The organism is Emticicia sp. C21 (genome assembly GCF_003418935.1).
Classification (GTDB): domain Bacteria; phylum Bacteroidota; class Bacteroidia; order Cytophagales; family Spirosomataceae; genus Emticicia.
In genome coordinates, this window is sequence record NZ_QVMT01000002.1 from 17,726 (window position 1) to 35,383 (window position 17,658).

A 17,658-nucleotide genomic window follows, 5' to 3' on the forward strand; every position below is an offset into this window, starting at 1 on the left:
TTATTGGCGATTAGCGTATTCTGATGGAGTAATTTCAAACTCTTCCTGGAATACTTTTGTAAAATAGGGAAGGCTCTCGAAACCTACCTGATAGGCAACATCAGATACATTTCCGGCTTTTTGTTTCAACAAGTTAGCTGCCCGCTGTAAACGGTATTTACGGATAAATTCCACAGTCGTCTGGTTGGTTAGAGCTTTAATCTTTCGGCGTAGCTGGACAGTACTCATCGTCATTTCATCAGCAAAACGTGTTAAATCAAATTGGCTGTCTGAAAGATTTCTTTCAATAATGGCTTTGGCTTTTACGATAAATGCTTCGTCAATAGATGTAACCTTTATCTCATCGGGCTTTAGCTCGACAATTTCTTTCCCATACTTTTTCTTTAGTTTTTCACGTATCGAAATCAGATTGCGTACCCTTACCAGCATTTCGTCTTTATGGAAAGGTTTTGTCAGGTAATCATCTGCGCCCAATTCTAACCCCTCCATTCTGCTGCCTATATCAGCTTTGGCCGTGAGCATAATAATCGGGATATGACTTGTCTTTTCGTCAGATTTTAAGGCTTTGCAAAACTCGAAACCATCCATTTCAGGCATCATCAAATCGCTGATGATCAGATTCGGGATTTTTTCTGTCGCTTTGCTAATACCTTCTTTCCCGTTAATTGCTTCAATGACCTGATACTCTTTTTCAAAAATACTCTTGATATAAGTTCTTATATCATCATTATCGTCGACTATTAATAGGATATTCTCCTGCTCTCCGTTTACATTTTCAGCACTCAATTTAGCATGTCCGTTTACAATTGCGCTCTCAGCAAGGTTAGCAGAATAATTATCAGTTTCTAAGGATTCTTCTACTATTGCGTCTTTCCATGTTTGAGTATCGATAGGAATCTGTACTGTAAATGTGGTTCCTACGTTCTCCTGACTTTCCACATTGATCGTTCCTTTCAAAACATCTACTAATTCCTTTACTAAAGCCAGACCAATACCTGTTCCTTCAAATTTTCGATTCTGCGAACTGTCAACCTGATAGAATCGATCAAAAATCTTATCTACTTTATCTTTTTTAATACCAATGCCCGTATCGCTAATCGTGATAATCATATTTTTAGCGTTAGGGCTTTCCATATTAACACTTACTTTTCCTTCTTTCGCTGTGAATTTAAAGGCATTTGAAAGCAGGTTGGTAATGATTTTATCTAATTTATCTCTATCGATATATCCCCATATTTCATCGTTTCCGATGGATGTTTCGAAACTGATTTTCTGACTTTCAGCCAATGACGTAAATGAACTGGTAAGCGTTCGGAAATATTGGCTGATATTTTGCCTGCTCACTTCCACTTTCATTTGTCCTGCCTCCAGTTTGCTAATATCTAATAACTGATTGATAAGCGTAAGCAATCTTTGCGTATTACGTTGCATCATGGGCAATAGACCCTCGGCAGGATATTTTTGTCTCAATTCCTGAATGGGGCCTAAAATCAGCGTAAGCGGTGTACGTAATTCGTGTGAGATATTGGCAAAAAAGGTAGTTTTCAGATTATCTAATTCTTTCAGGCGGGCATTCTGTTCCAGATTAAAACCAAGCTGTTGCTCTGCCTGAAGTTTGTTTCGCTCAACACTTCTGAATATCTGACCCAGGAAGAAAACGAATACAAAGTTCTCAACCATAAATAATAGAGAAGACAGGGCAAATAGTGGTTTGTATTCTAGCCAGCCTAGCAAACGTACACAAATAAGCAAATAGCTTATCATGCCTAAAACAAAAGGAATAGAATAGTAATGATGCGTAGGTAGTTTTTTCACAAGGCTATAGACGTAAACCCCTAGAAAATAAAACGACGAAAAGACAATTAAATAAAGCCCGGCTTTGAGCCAGTACCATTGATAGTTGAGTATCGCCATTACATCTACTAAAACTGTAGCATAAAGAAAAAAGTAAGTAAGCCACTTATGCCATTTCGGAAGTTTATCGGTAGCAAAAGCTACTAAAACTAATAAGGCAGTAGTAATAGTAATAGAATTATAAGAAAGAAAATCTATCTTTTTCGCTATATCAGAATTAGATGTAAAAAGCGGACCCATTACATTCATTAAGCCCCAGTACACGAACGTCTTAAAGACTGTATGTAATGAGTAAATCCTGAAAATAGGAAGTTTAATAATAAAGATAGCTAATATCACCACCAGGAAAAACCGGAAAAATAAAAGCCCGTTAGTAAAGCTTTGCTCCGTATAAGCATTTAAAGTCTTTCTAGCTAATGATTCCGGTGAATGGATACTAATAGTACCATAGATGCCACGTTGAGAACTAACTTTGATATAAATAACCTTTGAGGTATGTGCGCTTAATTCAAAATGAAATTCTGGCTCAAACTCTAAGAGCTTTTTTTCCTTTTTGGTGATTAATTTATATTCGGTGTGAGTGAAGTTTTGTTGCGTACTATCTGAAATATAAAAATCAAGCCTCTCTACCAATGGATTGATCCATTGTAATATCCATTTTTTATTGCCAGCGTCTGTATTCTCTACTTTCAGTCTGACCCAATGTACATCACTCGTATAAGGAAAAATAAAATAGTCTTTGCCTAAAGGTTTAAAATTCTGTTTAGGTATCTCGGTAAAAGGAATATTGGCTGAGGCATCTCTGAAAATGGCTAAAGAGGTAGTTGCCTGAATAGGTGCTTTGGTTTGGGATGTAATAACAACAGGAGCTTGCGCAAATCCAATATTACTAATAAATATAGAAACAAGAATACCTGTAAAAGCAAACAGTAGTTTAAAGTTCATGGCTAGTATAATTCAGTGCTAAGTTTTTTCTTTTCGGTGGTTAGATCTATTGTATTGGATTCTTCATTTGTAAATATACAAACATAACAGCAGATAACTAGAATGGTAAACTATGCAAAGATAATGTTAATCTATGCAAAGATATTAAATTAATAGAGTTAAAAACAAGTGGAGCAAAAGGAGACTATATCTTTAGACAAGTTGCACTAAATCATCGTTTTGCCTGTTTTTAAAATTTAAAACCTAAATTTGCAGAATATTTTATCAGACCGATCAGCGATATGGAATACGAATTTGAATTTCAAGAATCTCAGGAAACACCGAAAATAAAAACGACACCGAAAAACGTAGTTTTTGAAGACTTAATCATCTTTGAAAACAACGATTATATAGTTATCAATAAACCTCCGTATTTAGCAAGTCTTGACGAACGTACACAAGACAAGCACCAGAGTATTCTGCGTTTAGCGAAAGCCTATTCTGACGATGCACAATTATGTCACCGACTAGATAAAGAAACTTCTGGTGCATTGGCTATTGCTAAAAATCCGGCTGCGTATAGAAATCTTGCCATGCAGTTTGAAAACCGTGAGGTAACCAAGCGTTATCACGCAGTAGTAAATGGTGTGCATGATTTTGATAGTGTTTCAGTTTTCTTACCAATTGCGCAATTGAAAGATGGTACGGCGGTGAGAATTGACCGAGAGAAAGGGAAAATAGCTGAAACGATTTTCTTTACGCTAAAAGCCTATCGCTATCATACGCTTGTAGAATGTATCCCGATTACGGGTCGTATGCACCAGATTCGTGTACACTTACAATGCCTGAAAGCTCCGATTGTCTGCGACCCGACTTATGGCGGAGATGAAATTTTCTTATCTCAACTAAAAAGCAAGAAGTTTAATCTGAAAAAAGGAACAGAGGAACTGCCACTGATTAAAAGAGTAGCGCTGCATGCCCATTCACTTTCTTTCCGCTTACTAAATGGCGAAGCAGTAAAGATAGAAGCCCCTTATCCGAAAGATTTTGATGTATTAGTGAAGCAGTTGGATAAGTTTACGGCCTGACCTGTGTATTACGATTTTTCAAATCGTGCGGACGACGTTTGCTTACACATTTTACTCAATAGGAACAGTTTTCGAAGCCGTTTTTCTTCGACCTATAGTCATTAATACTACGCCAATCAATACAATGGCAGAAGCAATCAATGACCGGGTAGTGAGTACCTCACCTTTAAAAATCCAACCCAAAAAGAAAGCTACTACCGGATTGATATAGGCATAAGTAGCCGTTAGTTGCGGTGGTGCATTGTTAATCAGCCAAAGATAGGCGCTATAGCCTACATAAGAACCTATTACAATGAGGTAAATGACAGCTGCATAGGTTTCAAAAGTCATACTCTGAAAAGCCTGAATATGATTGTCTTCAAATACCAGGCTCGTCGTTAGAGAAAAAAGTCCTCCGGCAATCATTTGTATGGCCGTAGATTGTATAGGTTTCGGTAATGATAAATAAGGAGATTTCAAAGAACCGTATGCCCACGCAACAGAACCTGCAAAAACCAATAGGGCAGGGAAAATAGCTACTTCCCGATTAGCAGTATTGGCCGGATTGGTAATATCTAATAAATAAACCATCCCGAATAAACCTACAATCAAGCCAATTAAGCCAATAAGCGTAGGCTTGGTTTTGCTGAAAAACCAGAAATCAAGCATAATCATCCAGGCAGGTAAAGTAGCCACTAGTAATGCAACCAGACCTGACGGCATAAAACGTAAGGCATAAGCTACCGTAATATTACCAATCCCGCTGAGCATCAAGCCTACCAAAGCTGCTCCTTTTATCTGGGTCCAATTGGGTATACCATAGCCTTTCCACAAGGTAAATATGAATAGCAGGATTCCACCCGTAAGAAAGCGTAAGCACGAAACCATCATAGGCGGAAGCACCTCTATGGCGTACTTCATACCTAAAAAAGTAGAACCCCAGACTACATACACAAGTCCGAGCGCTATGATAAGCTTGGTTTTATAAGACATTGATGGTAAGAAAAGCGCGAGAAAAACTCACAATAACAGGTTGCTCAAACAAGAATTTTATGCTTTGCAATTAGGGCAAGTACCTTGCATCAGCATATTAATATCGGTCAGTTTATAGCCTTCAGGCAAACTCAGTTTCGGAATGTGTACACTCTCAATACAGGTTGTATTGCCACATACCAGGCATTTGAAATGCACATGGTCATGGTGATGTTCATCGTGTGAACATTCGTTTGAGCGGCAAAGAGCATATTTAGTGCCGCCTTCATCGTCCAGCACTTTATGGATAATGCCTTTTTCAACAAAAGTCTTTAGGGTACGATAAATCGTTACTCTATCGAAACGTTCCCCAAACAGATTTTCCAGATCTCCATGCGAAAGCGCATGGCTATAAGACTGGAACGACTGCAATATATCTTCCCGACAGCCGGTATGGCGTAAGTCGTATTCTTTTAGTGTACTTTTAGAGAAATTCATGATTTCTACATTTAAATTCATGAAAAGCAATGAAATGCCTTTTACCTCAGACTAAAACTGCTTTTGAATCAGAAAGGATTTCTAATACTTGTTATTCTACCAGCAAATTTACATTATCAAACTGTAATTTAACCATATTTGCGTAAATTCCTTCTTCTTTCAGAATCAAATCCTCATGCGAACCCGATTCTGCAATTTCTCCGTCTTTCAATACATAAATCGTATCTACATTGCGGATAGTTGCCAGACGGTGAGCAATAATAATGGTTGTACGATTCTTCATTAACTCATCAAGTGCATCCTGCACCAGTTTTTCTGATTCAGAATCCAGAGCGCTGGTAGCTTCATCCAGAATCAGAATCGATGGGTCTTTCAGAATGGCACGGGCAATAGCTACCCTTTGTCTTTGTCCGCCCGATAATTTCACACCTCTTTCACCTACAATTGTCTGGAATTTCTCAGGGAAAGAAGTAATGAAATCAAAGGCATTAGCTTTACGGGCAGCTTCAAAAACTTCAACTTCTGTAGCTCCCGGCTTTCCGTAAGCAATGTTTTCGTAGATAGTACCCCCAAAAAGCATTACTTCTTGTGGTACTATGGCAATATTGCTTCTTAACTCGGTTACATCCTGTTTCGAAATATCTACTCCATCAATCACAATCTTACCGTTGGTAAGCGGATAGAGTTTCATTAATAGCTGTACAAGTGTCGATTTGCCTGCGCCACTTTGCCCCACTAGAGCCACTTTCTCACCTGACTTGACATTAATAGAAATATCTTTCAATACAGTTACATCAGCTCTTGATGGATATACAAAACCTACGTTTTCAAAAGATACATTGCCTTGTGTTTTCTTAAACTCAAACGGACGATGGACGTTTACTTCTGATTTCTCCTCCAGAATTTCCAACACACGCTCAGAAGCACCAATGGTTTTTTGAATCTGGGCATACATATCACCTAAACCACCAACCGAACCGCCAATAAATCCTGTATAAATGATAAACGTGAAAAGGTCTTTGAAATCTAATTCACCACTCAATACTAAATTACCGCCATACCAAACTACACCCACCACTCCACCAAACAATACGAAAATAATAAACGAAATAAAACCACCTCTGAAAGTGGCGGCTTTTAAAGCATAATCGACTACACGTTGGATGGAACTAGTATAACGACCAACCTCCAGACGTTCGTTAGTAAAGGCTTTCACTACGTTCACAGATTGAAGGGTTTCTTCTACGATAATATTGGTTTTGGCAAGTTCATCCTGTACTTTCTTAGAATTTTTTCTGATGAATCGTCCGAAAATGATGGCGGCTACTACCAGGAATGGGAAAGTAGACAACATGAAGAGTGTCAGCTTACCAGATATAAGGGTAATCAGTAAAACCCCACCTACCAAGGTAAATACCTGACGGAATAACTCGGCTAAGGTAATGGATAATACATCTTGCAGTTGCGTGACATCAGAAGTAATGCGGCTCATCAGTTCACCCACACGGCTTTTCTCAAAGAAAGTAATAGGCAAAGTGATGATTTTAGTATAGAGTTCTTTTCTCAAATCACGCATCGATTGCTCTGATACACGGGTAAAAGTATAAACCCTTAGAAAAGAGAAAGCTGCTTGTAGAATCAATAAAGCAACAAAGAGAAAAGTTACTTCATTCAAGGTAAAATTAGGGGCCGACTGAAAGACATTCTGTAGTTTATCGCCCATCACATTCATATTCCCTATGGGATTAGAATTAGCCAACGGCGTAGATTTATCAGGCGATACAATGGCACCTACCATTTGTCCCATCAGTAGCGGGATACTCATGGAGGTGATTTGTGAAAGAATCAAAAAAATGAAACCTATCACAAATGTCCATTTATAAGGTAAGGTAAATCTGAAAACTTTAAGGGCTTTTTTAAAGCCCTCTGCACTAACTTTTTTCTTGTCTTTTTCTGAAGCTTCTTCTCCAAAACTTCGGGTTCTCTTTGCCATAGTAAGTATCCTCTAGCTAAACACGAGGATTTTAAAATTAAACGGGTACTGGGCAGAAAAGTTAATCTTCCGTTTGCCCTTTGTATTTTGATTGCTCAAAAATCTCACGCGCATTGGCGTTTTGCATTAATTCTACTAACGTAATCTTAGGATTTTCGGTTCGGTAACGGCTTACTATTCGCCAACCCAACCATTGACCAATTCGTCCGGGACAATCTGAGCCTATTTCTGTTACATAAGGCCGTTCGCCGATATACTTGTCTTTAATTCTATCATTGGTTTCATACAATAGCTTGTTATCAATGAAATGCGCCCATACCTGCCCCTGATTGTGCCAGCTTTTTGTAAGATTAGTATCGGCATACGCAACTATTAGGGAGTCTGCCACATTCGGAATCACGGCTCTGGTAAACTCAAAGCTTTTGCCATAGAAAACCATATCGGCTAGCAAAGTGCGGTCGTTTATATCAATCTTGTTATATTTTCTTGATAAAAGTGTAACAACCGTAGGCACGATATAAGGTTTATCATATCGCTTTAACATATAATTAGGATGCTGCGGACGATACCTGGCTTTCGGGCCAATGAACGATTCTAAAGGGATAATTATCAGGCTATCACTTACCACCAGTTCATTATCAAGTGCCGCAAAGGTGGTAATGATTTTAGGTTCTTTAAAATCGGGATAATGGTATTTGATATGTTTAAAGGCAACTTCAAACTCTTTTTTCAAATCGTCCAGATCGCCAAATTTCTCTTGTGTTTGCTTGTATAATTCCTGAATCTCCGGGTAATGAATCAGGTAATCAAGCCTGCTGATAAGTGAAGTATCGTTGGCAGGAGTTTGGTAAAAGGTTTCAACAAAAGTGCGGTGTTTTTCTAAAAAACTTCTGATTTCCTCTTTATTCTTCAATTGCATCAAAGGCACTTCCAGTCGCTCAACATTCACGCTAACTTTTATATTAGATACATCTACATCAGCCGCTTCGGTGGTTGATTCTGAATTTTGACAGGCATAAAAACAAGAAGAAATGAAACAGAAAAATCCAAGAATACGATATTTCATAAATAGAATGAGGTTTCTTCAAAAAACGCACAAAATTAGCAATTATTTGTCTGGTATCACGTAGCTTAGCAAATTATAAGAAGTTTTTAATCTAATCTTTCCTATTTTATGAAAAAATTACTTGGAAGAATTTATTAAAAGTATATAATAGATTTTTCATTAGTAAGATTAAAAAGGTAAGTTTTTAACTATTCCAATTTTAGGAATTCCTTACCTAAGATTGCATTTATAGTTTTCATTAATACTTTTAAGCAAAGTGCCGTTTAATAAGTATGCAAATTAAAATTAGCTTTTATTATATGATAGGTTTATATTTAAGTAGTCTTACACATAAAAACAACTTGCTTGACATGAAAAAAACATTAATTTTGTCTATTATTTTGGTATCAATTTTTGTTCTATATTCCTGTAGAGAATCGGAAATTAATAATCCTGTCGCCTTAAAACAGGATATGTCAGAAGAAAAACTTCTCCAAAAAGTTAGAAGTATAGATGGATTAGATCCAGTAGAAAAAAGGAAAATAGAAGAAGTTCTTATTCAAAAAATCAGGAAATCAGAAGAATTTACTTCTTTGGTAAATTTTGTACTTAAAGATAGGATTAGCTGGGAGAATGTAAAGAATAAAAAAAGAGTTCCATTATTTATCGAAGGAGTTGATTTTAAACAGATTAAACAACAGCTTTCTACAGCTAATAACTACAACGAAGCTGTTGAGCTATATAAAGAAATTTATATTGAATCTGAAAATCAAATTGAAAATGCAAAACAAATGATTTCTTTATTTCAGGCATTTGTTAACTCTCAACAAGAAGTTAGGTTATTGCCAATTCAAGCTGCACAAAAAATATTAGATGAGGCTGTTAAGGAAGAAATAAAATCAAGAGATTTAGCTAGAAAAAGTAATGTTCATAAAGATTGCTTCTTTGATTGTGGAGCAAATCTTAATCTTGCGTTAGATAAACAAAGTGCGATATTATTGGTTGCAACCTGGTCATGTATGCTAATGGCTTCGCCTATGGATATTGCTTGTGGTATAGTTGCTTATGCAAACTATAGTATTGAGACACATTATGCTTTTGAAACAGCTGAAGTTTGTTTCAATGGTTGTTAATCAATTTAATTCATAATAAAATGCATTCCATACATCAAAAATTATTGTCTTTTTTAGAAAAATATACTTTATTTAAGAAATATAAAGATGTAATTCTTTTATCTTTTTTGTTTCCAATGAGAGCTCTGATTCCTGATAAGTGGGAGATTACTTATTTAATTATTGTTTCTCTAATAGCCACGATTCTCTTCTTTTTATTTAATTATAATAATAAAGGCAGATTACTCCGTTTAGTTATAATGATATTCGCATCATTAGTTTTGTGGTTTTTTATTACTAATACAACAAGAACTCAAATGTATGAGAAATTCCCTCAAATGAAACAATTAAATAAGGAATAGCTTCAGATTTTATAAGAGTTAATTTAGTTAGGCGCAATAATAGATAATTCTACATATCTATTATTGCGCCTAATATTGTTTTATAGTGATTTATTAGTATAAATCATTCTTATAAATGTTTCTTGAAACAATATCTCTAGTAGCTTCAAACGATTGAAAATAAATATTTTATAAAAAAATATTATGACTCTATATCTAGCCAAAATGGCCTGTTTCGGCGCGAATTAAAGGGTTTTCTATAAAATTATCATTTATGTGGTATAAAACTTGTTAAAAAACAGATAATCCTAATTGTATTTCTTTGATAATATGTATGAATCTATGTATTTTTGCGGTTCGTTTTTTTACAGGTTTTACCTTTAACCGATTATCACCTAAAAACACGGACTAAAATTCAGTATAAAATAAAAACTAATGGCTTTAATTAACAAAATTCGGGAGCGTTCGGGGATCGCAGTTGCAGTTATCGCAGTTGCCCTTATTCTATTTATCGTTGGAGGAGATTTATTCTACGGCAGTAGTGGAAATGGAGGCCTTTTTGGCGGTAACAAAAATAAAATTGGTGAAATAGCCGGCACAAGCATTGATGCACAGGCATTTCAGGCAAAATTAGATGTAGCACGTACCAATTACGAACAACAGGCAGGAAGAGCATTACAAGAGCAAGAAGTGCAACAACTCCGCAATCAGGTTTGGGAGCAAATGATTTTTGATATTGCTTACAAAGAAGAATTTGAAAAATTAGGCTTAAAAGTAACTCCTGATGAATTACGTGAAATGATTCAAGGTACTAAAAACCTGAGTCCGATGATTAAACAACAGTTTACTGACCCTCAAACAGGACAGTACGATCGTAATCGTCACATCGAATTCATCAATGCAGCTGCCGGTAATCAATTGCCAGCACCGCAAAAAATGGCCTGGGACCAGATTAAAGAAAGCGCGATGCAACAACGTTTGTTAGAGAAATACAACGCATTGCTTAGCTCATCTACTTTTGTCACTACAGCCGAAGCCAAAAAAGAGTACGAAGGACAAGTAACGAAAGCAGATGCTAAATATTTGTACGTACCGTATTTTAGTGTTAATGATACAACTATCAAAGTAACAGACAGCCAATTGTCTGATTACCTGAGCAAACATAGCAAAGAATATGTAGGCTACGATAGCCGCTCATTTGACTACGTAGTATATCAGGTAGCCGCAACGAAAGAAGATAGCGCAGCCCTTTACGAAGATATTAAATCTTTCGCTAAAGGTTTAGCCGCAGCTGCTGACCCACAAGCGTATGCCTCTGCTAACTCAGAAGTAAGATACCCTTACGAGCGTTCAGCAAGCGAATTAAGTGCTGATTTAAAAACAGCTTTGGCAACAGCTATTCCTGGTGCGGTAATCGGGCCATTCAAAGAAGGTAGCGTGTACTCGATTCATAAATTTGAAGGTACTACTATAGATACAGCTTACACTGTTCGTGCAAGCCATATCCTGATTCCTTTTGCTGCAGGTTCTCCTGATTCAGTAAAGGCTGCTGCCCGTACACAGGCACAGTCTCTATTAGATCAGTTGAAACAAGGTGCTGATTTCGCTACTTTAGCTCGTACAAACAGTCAGGATGGTTCAGCTCAGCAAGGTGGAGATTTAGGTTTCTTCAAACAAGGTAGAATGGTGAAACCGTTCAATGATGCGGTTTTTGGTATGAGCGGAACCGGTTTAGTACCAAACTTGGTAGAAACAGAGTTCGGATATCATATTATCAAGGTTACAGAGCCAAAATCAAATCTTAAATATAAAGTGGCCAGTATCAGCCGCGAATTACAGGCTAGCGAAGCTACCCGTAATGCTGCTTATCAAAAAGCTGAAACTTTACGTTCAAGTGTAGATTCAGATAAAGAGTTTGAAGAAGCAGTGAAAAAGGATCCTAAACTGGTCATGTTGAAAGCTGAAAGAGTATTCCCTGATGCAGCTGCATTTAATACTATTCAGAATGCACGTGAAGTTGTGTTGTGGGCATTCAGCGATGATACTAAAGTAGGTTCGGTTTCAAATAGAGTATTTGAAATTGGTGATAACTTTATTGTAGCAGCTATCAAATCTAAATCAGAGAAAGATAATCCTAAGGTAGATGATTTCAGAGAGGCTTTGACAGCTAAAGTTCGTAACGAAATCAAAGCTGAGCAAATCACGAAGAAGCTGGCAGGTGCTACCGGAACATTAGAGCAAATCGCTCAGAAATACGGTGCAGGTGCTATTGTTGAAGCAGCTAACCAAATCAGCTTGGCAACAGGATTATTAACAACACCTGGTGTTGACCCGATTGCTATAGGTAAGATTTTCAGCTTGGCTGCTGGCAAACGTTCGAAACCTTTTGTAGGCGAAAACGGTGTATTCATTGTAGAAACCACTGCTATTACTCCTGCTCCTGCCATTGCTGATTACTCACAATACAAAACACAGGTATTGCAACGTAGTGGTGGCTTTGGTGCTTCTTACTTAGCTAACCAAGCTATTCGTGATAACGCTAATATCAAAGATAACAGAGCAAAATTCTTCTGATAAAACGAAGATTAATTCGTTAATTGATATAAAAAAGAATAGCAGCCCGAAAGGCTGCTATTCTTTTTTATCGACTAACTAAACCGACTCACTACTTCTCGTATCTGCTCGGTACTATATTCTCTCTCCTGCCAGTCCTCTAATCGCTTATTCATTGTCTTAAACCATAATGGTGGCACTAAAGAAATTAATATCATTAGGGTATAACCATAAGGCAGTTGAGGGCTTTCATCAAAATGTCTTAATACCTGATACGGTCTTGCCGCATAAGCATGATGATCTGAATGACGCTGCAAATGGAAGAGCATCAGATTACTATAATAATGATTGGCATTCCATGAATGTAAAGGATTTACTTTTTCATATTTACCGGGCGCAATTTCTTTGCGCATAATTCCATAATGTTCTATATAGTTAACACATTCCAGAGAAAGCACGGCTATAATACTTTGAACAATAGTAAACGTAGGTATAATCCATTCAAACTTACCTGATAAATAGCTGAATAATAAAGTCATGCTTACGCAAAACAGAATAGGTAGTACAACTGCCCAAATCATACCATTGTGCCATGACCAAACAGATAGATTCTGTTTTGCCAACTGCTTCTTTTCGATATGCCATGCACTTTTGAAGCTACCGATAAGGGTCTGTTTCCAGAAAGAAAAAATACTTTGATTCTTTCGGGCAGTAGCCGGGTCGAATGGGGTAGCTACATGAGTATGATGCCCCCGATTATGCTCTATCAGAAAGTGCATATAGCCAACCGTCATTAAAGTAGCTTTGGCATGAAACTGTGCCCATGGACTGGTACGATGCCCTAATTCATGAGCCACATTGATAATAGTAGACGCATAAACACCTTGGCTGAGCATTAAACCCACTATCTGCCACCACGTAAGGTTATCAAAAACCAGAATATAACAGCCCCACAGCAAAATGAAATATTGTATATATACGTGAGAATAGACCAATACATCAAAGTATTTGTCTTTCAGCAATTTTTCGTATTCTTCTGTACTGGCATTCTGTGAATCCCGGCTAATCACCTGATCCATAATAGGAACCAGTATATAGCCATAGACAAATACAAAGAAAGTCCAGTTATGACTAATGAAGTAGTAGCCTGATAGTAGAAAAACAATAAAGGAATATCCCCAGGCAAAGCCGATTTTCTTGCGAATATGCATAATTGTAAAAATTAAGTAGATACTTTACAATCAGGGTCTTCAAAACTTGTATTTTTGTTACTAATATACACATCCAACACTCTAACCACTGCAAAATGACGGAATTTTTTATTTTTCTTAAATTAGGTTATCAGCACATAACCGACATCAACGGCTACGACCATATTCTATTTGTAGTAGCTTTATGTGCCATTTATCGCATAACCGATTGGAAAAAAGTATTGGTTCTGGTAACGGCTTTTACCATTGGTCATTCCATTACTTTAGCCTTAGCAGCCCTTAATATCATAGAGTATAGCACCGAACTCATTGAATTTCTGATCCCTGTTACAATTATTTTTACTTGTATTACTAATCTTTTTCACAAAAGTAGCGATAATGCATTAGCTAAAGAAGATTTCTCACCTGTCAGATATGTGCTTGCATTAGGTTTTGGACTGATTCACGGTATGGGTTTTTCTAACTATTTACGCAGTTTATTGGGCAAAGACGAAAACATTATTCCTCAACTGCTGGCTTTCAATATCGGGCTTGAATTTGGGCAGATATTTATTATCGCTATTGCTATGGGTCTTGGTTTCTTAATAATGAATGTCTTTAAGGTAAAAAAGCATACCTGGAATCTGATTCTTTCTAGCTTCGTAGCTGGGGTAGCCTTTAAATTAATGACTGAAAAATGGTTTTTCTAAAGAGAATATCCCCTAAATTGCGTGATTATTAGTCAACGAATTTTTCCTAAATCGCATATATTTTCATCCGAACTGTATAATTAACCTTCATCAAAGCATGAAAAAACTATCTATTTTTATTGGTTTGGTGGTTTGTGGAGCTTTGTCGCTTAATGCGCAACAAGCACCCACTACCCAATATAATGCCAATACCAAGTTCGAACAAATGGGTACGGGCTTACCAACGCCTAATACCTTCCGAACGGCAGCCGGTGCTCCCGGTAGAGATTACTGGCAACAAAAAGCTGATTACGATATCAAAGCCGAATTAAATGATACTGATCAGAGTATCACGGGTACAGAGAAAATCACTTATACTAACAATGCGCCGGAAGAGTTACGTTATTTATGGTTACAATTAGATCAGAACGTATTCTCAAAAAATTCAGATGGCAACATTACCCGCCAATCTGCCATTAACCCTACGAGCGGTTCTAGTTTTACTAATCTGGGTAATTTAAGCGGAGCAAATGATAAAGATTATGGCTATAAGATTTCAGCAGTAAAGGACGCTGCTGGTAAAGATTTACGCTATACCATCAATGGAACCATGATGCGTATCGACCTCCCTACCCCTTTGGCAAAAGGTATGCAGTTCGTATTTCAGGTTGACTGGAAGTTCAATATTATCGATTTGAAATCGGTAGGAGGTAGAAGCGGTTATGAGCTTTTTCCTAAAGATGGCAATGTGTTGTATGAAATTGCACAGTGGTTTCCTCGTATGGCAGTTTATGACGATGTAAACGGCTGGCAACACAAACAATTTTTAGGCCAGGGTGAATTTACATTGCCTTTTGGAGATTATAAAGTGGCCTTAACTGTACCAAACGATATGGTACTAGGTGCAACAGGTGAGTTACAAAACCCGAAAGATGTTCTGACAGCCACGCAGCAAAAACGCTTAGAACAGGCAAAAACTGCTAAAACACCTGTCTTAATTGTTACTCAAGCGGAAGCAGAAGCAGCAGAAAAAGGCAAGCCAACAGGCAAGAAAACCTGGGTGTATGTAGCTAAAAACGTGCGCGACTTCGCTTTTGCTACCTCACGTAAATTCATCTGGGATGCTATGATGGTAGATGTGGAAGGTAAAAAAGTATGGGCAATGTCTTTGTATCCGAAAGAAGCGAATCCGCTTTGGGGACAATATTCAACCCGTGTGGTAGCACATACTTTAGTTAACTATTCAAAACGTTCAGTAGCTTATCCTTATCCGGTTGCTTATTCAGTACACGGCACGGTAGGAGGTATGGAATACCCAATGATGAGTTTTAACGGTGCTCGCCCGGAAGCAGACGGCACTTATTCAGAAGGCACTAAAAACTTTTTAATTCTGGTAATTATTCATGAAGTAGGACATAACTTCTTCCCGATGATTGTAAACTCTGACGAGCGTCAGTGGTCATGGATGGACGAGGGTTTAAACACTTTCTTAGAGGGATTAACCTGTCTGGAGTGGGACAGAAACTTCCCGGCTAACGGTATCGAACCGCAATACATTACGGGCTATATGAAGATTGAAGCTGATAAGCAAAATCCGATCATGAGTAGCTCTGATAATATTATTCCAGGTACTTTTGGTCCGAATGCTTATTCAAAACCTGCTACGGGTTTGAATATCCTGCGTGAAACTATCATGGGTCGTGAGCTATTTGACTATGCGTTCAAAGAATACTCACGCCGTTGGGCATTCAAACACCCGACACCAGCCGATTTCTTCCGTACAATGGAAGATGCTTCAGGCGTTGATTTAGACTGGTTCTGGAAAGGCTGGTTCTATGGTGTAGAGCCTGCAGATCAGGCTATTGCCAATGTAGAATGGTATAGCATAGATTCGCAAGACCCGGCTAAGCAAAAAGCAATGGCCAAAGCGGAAGCCGATGCCAAGAGAGAAACATTGAGCAATATCCGTAACAAAACAGATATTAAACAAACGGTTGTAGAGGCAGATTCGACTATGAGAGATTTCTATAATTCTTATGATAAATTTGCCGTAACCGATGCTGATAAAAAGAAATATGAGCAATATCTGTCTACTTTGACCGCCGATGAGCGCAAAATGATAGAAGAAGGTAAAAACTTCTATGTGATGAGCCTGAAAAACAAAGGTGGTCTGGTAATGCCCGTAATCATCAGAATGGAGTTTGAGGATGGTACTTTTGAAGATGTAAGAATCCCGGTTGAAGTATGGAGAGTCAACGATAAAGAGGTGAAAAAGACTTTGGTAACAACCAAAAAAGTAGCCAGGTTTAAGCTAGATCCGTATCATGAAATTCCAGATATTGATACCTCTGATAATACTTTCCCGAAAGAGCCTGCGCAGCCGACTCGCTTCCAGGCCTTTAAGCAAAGAGGTTTCGGTGGTGGCCCGAACCCAATGCAGGAGGCAAAGAAAAATCAGCCGACGGGAGTGCAAACAAGTGGAGATAAGAAATAGCAATTTCTGCAAGAATAATGTTAAATTGGCCGGAGAGAAACCTCTCCGGCTTTTTTATTCAACAAACCATCAAACGCCATGCTCTTACAAACCTTAAAATTGTCGATTGAAAACCATATTGCGCATGTAATACTGAACCGTCCTGAAAAAGCGAATGCACTTAATCAGTCAGCATGGGATGAAATCAAAGAGATTTTTGAGAATCTTGATGAAAATCCCGAAGTACGGGTAATTGTGCTGGAAGGCGGAGAAAGTAACCATTTCTGTGCGGGTATTGATTTGAGTTTGCTGATGTCAGTTTCACAGACTGATATTAATTGTGAGGGGAGAAGAAGAGAAAAAATCAGGAAAGATGTTTTTCGTTTACAAGCCCCAATCAACGCTATTGAAAACTGCTCGAAGCCTGTTTTAGTAGCTATTCACGGTGGTTGTATTGGCGGAGGTATAGACCTGATTTGTGCCTGTGATATGCGTTATTGTACAGAAGATGCCTACTTTACTATCAAGGAAATAGATATGGGCATGGTGGCCGATTTAGGCACCTTACAACGCCTACCTAAATTGATAGGAGATGGCTTGGTGCGCGAAATGGCTTATACAGGCAGAAACGTGGATGGCAAAGAAGCAGAGAAAATCGGCATCGTCAACAGGGTTTTTCCTGATAAAAGTGTAATGATGGAAGAAGTATTCAAATTAGCTGCTACAATTGCGTCTAAATCTCCTTTATCTATTCGGGGCACTAAACATATTCTATTACACACCAGGGATCATTCTGTAGCCGATGGACTGAATTATATGGCAACCTGGAATGCGGCCATGTTGCTTTCAAGTGATTTGCAGGAAGCCTTTATGGCGAAGATGCAAAAGAGAGAGGCGGGCTTTGAGGATTAATTATTTGTGGGGCGAACTTCCAGTTCAACCCACAA

General features: G+C 37.9%; 12 protein-coding genes. 6 read left to right on the forward strand and 6 right to left on the reverse strand.

Features of this window, described 5'->3' with window-relative positions; translation table 11 throughout:
• The gene (locus D0T08_RS05025; RefSeq protein WP_116981520.1) at nucleotides 1-2,799 is read right to left on the reverse strand and encodes an ATP-binding protein; all 2,799 of its coding nucleotides are present in this window, start codon (nucleotides 2,797-2,799) and stop codon (nucleotides 1-3) included.
• 281 nt (nucleotides 2,800-3,080) lie between these two features.
• On the opposite strand from D0T08_RS05025, the gene D0T08_RS05030 reads away from it, so the two are divergent.
• Nucleotides 3,081-3,866 carry an RluA family pseudouridine synthase gene (locus tag D0T08_RS05030; RefSeq protein ID WP_116981521.1) on the forward strand — a complete coding sequence of 262 codons (786 nt, stop codon included), beginning with the start codon at nucleotides 3,081-3,083 and terminating at the stop codon, nucleotides 3,864-3,866.
• A gap of 51 nt (nucleotides 3,867-3,917) precedes the next feature.
• On the opposite strand, the gene D0T08_RS05035 is transcribed toward D0T08_RS05030, so the two are convergent.
• The 4 genes from D0T08_RS05035 to D0T08_RS05050 all read right to left on the reverse strand — a co-directional run bounded on the left by D0T08_RS05035 (nucleotide 3,918) and on the right by D0T08_RS05050 (nucleotide 8,374).
• Entirely contained in the window at nucleotides 3,918-4,838 is a 921-nt protein-coding gene (locus D0T08_RS05035; RefSeq protein ID WP_116981522.1) for an EamA family transporter, read from the reverse strand.
• A 57-nt stretch (nucleotides 4,839-4,895) separates the two neighbouring features.
• Nucleotides 4,896-5,315 carry a Fur family transcriptional regulator gene (locus tag D0T08_RS05040; protein WP_116982008.1) on the reverse strand — a complete coding sequence of 140 codons (420 nt, stop codon included), beginning with the start codon at nucleotides 5,313-5,315 and terminating at the stop codon, nucleotides 4,896-4,898.
• A 91-nt stretch (nucleotides 5,316-5,406) separates the two neighbouring features.
• The gene (locus D0T08_RS05045) at nucleotides 5,407-7,308 is read right to left on the reverse strand and encodes an ABC transporter ATP-binding protein (RefSeq protein WP_116981523.1); all 1,902 of its coding nucleotides are present in this window, start codon (nucleotides 7,306-7,308) and stop codon (nucleotides 5,407-5,409) included.
• Nucleotides 7,309-7,369: 61 nt separating this feature from the next.
• Nucleotides 7,370-8,374, reverse strand: coding sequence for a gliding motility protein (locus tag D0T08_RS05050; protein ID WP_116981524.1), 1,005 nt, complete (start codon nucleotides 8,372-8,374; stop codon nucleotides 7,370-7,372).
• 350 nt (nucleotides 8,375-8,724) lie between these two features.
• On the opposite strand from D0T08_RS05050, the gene D0T08_RS05055 reads away from it, so the two are divergent.
• Both D0T08_RS05055 and D0T08_RS05065 read left to right on the forward strand, forming a co-directional pair.
• Nucleotides 8,725-9,486 (forward strand): hypothetical protein, encoded by a 762-nt coding sequence (locus tag D0T08_RS05055; protein ID WP_147322711.1) that lies wholly within the window; start codon nucleotides 8,725-8,727, stop codon nucleotides 9,484-9,486.
• A gap of 755 nt (nucleotides 9,487-10,241) precedes the next feature.
• Nucleotides 10,242-12,380: a peptidylprolyl isomerase gene (locus D0T08_RS05065; RefSeq protein WP_116981527.1), complete on the forward strand. Its 2,139-nt coding sequence runs from the start codon at nucleotides 10,242-10,244 to the stop codon at nucleotides 12,378-12,380.
• A gap of 74 nt (nucleotides 12,381-12,454) precedes the next feature.
• Here the strand turns inward: D0T08_RS05065 and D0T08_RS05070 are convergent, their stop codons facing one another.
• A complete protein-coding gene (locus D0T08_RS05070; RefSeq protein ID WP_116981528.1) occupies nucleotides 12,455-13,570 on the reverse strand; it encodes an alkane 1-monooxygenase in 1,116 nt (371 codons plus the stop codon).
• A 95-nt stretch (nucleotides 13,571-13,665) separates the two neighbouring features.
• Between D0T08_RS05070 and D0T08_RS05075 the strand changes: the two genes are divergently transcribed.
• The 3 genes from D0T08_RS05075 to D0T08_RS05085 all read left to right on the forward strand — a co-directional run bounded on the left by D0T08_RS05075 (nucleotide 13,666) and on the right by D0T08_RS05085 (nucleotide 17,623).
• On the forward strand, nucleotides 13,666-14,259 hold the full coding sequence (locus D0T08_RS05075; RefSeq protein ID WP_116981529.1) for a HupE/UreJ family protein: 594 nt from the start codon (nucleotides 13,666-13,668) through the stop codon (nucleotides 14,257-14,259).
• A 97-nt stretch (nucleotides 14,260-14,356) separates the two neighbouring features.
• The gene (locus D0T08_RS05080) at nucleotides 14,357-16,732 is read left to right on the forward strand and encodes a M1 family metallopeptidase (RefSeq protein WP_116981530.1); all 2,376 of its coding nucleotides are present in this window, start codon (nucleotides 14,357-14,359) and stop codon (nucleotides 16,730-16,732) included.
• A 78-nt stretch (nucleotides 16,733-16,810) separates the two neighbouring features.
• The gene (locus D0T08_RS05085) at nucleotides 16,811-17,623 is read left to right on the forward strand and encodes a crotonase/enoyl-CoA hydratase family protein (RefSeq protein ID WP_116981531.1); all 813 of its coding nucleotides are present in this window, start codon (nucleotides 16,811-16,813) and stop codon (nucleotides 17,621-17,623) included.
• The last annotated feature ends 35 nt before the right edge of the window (nucleotides 17,624-17,658 follow it).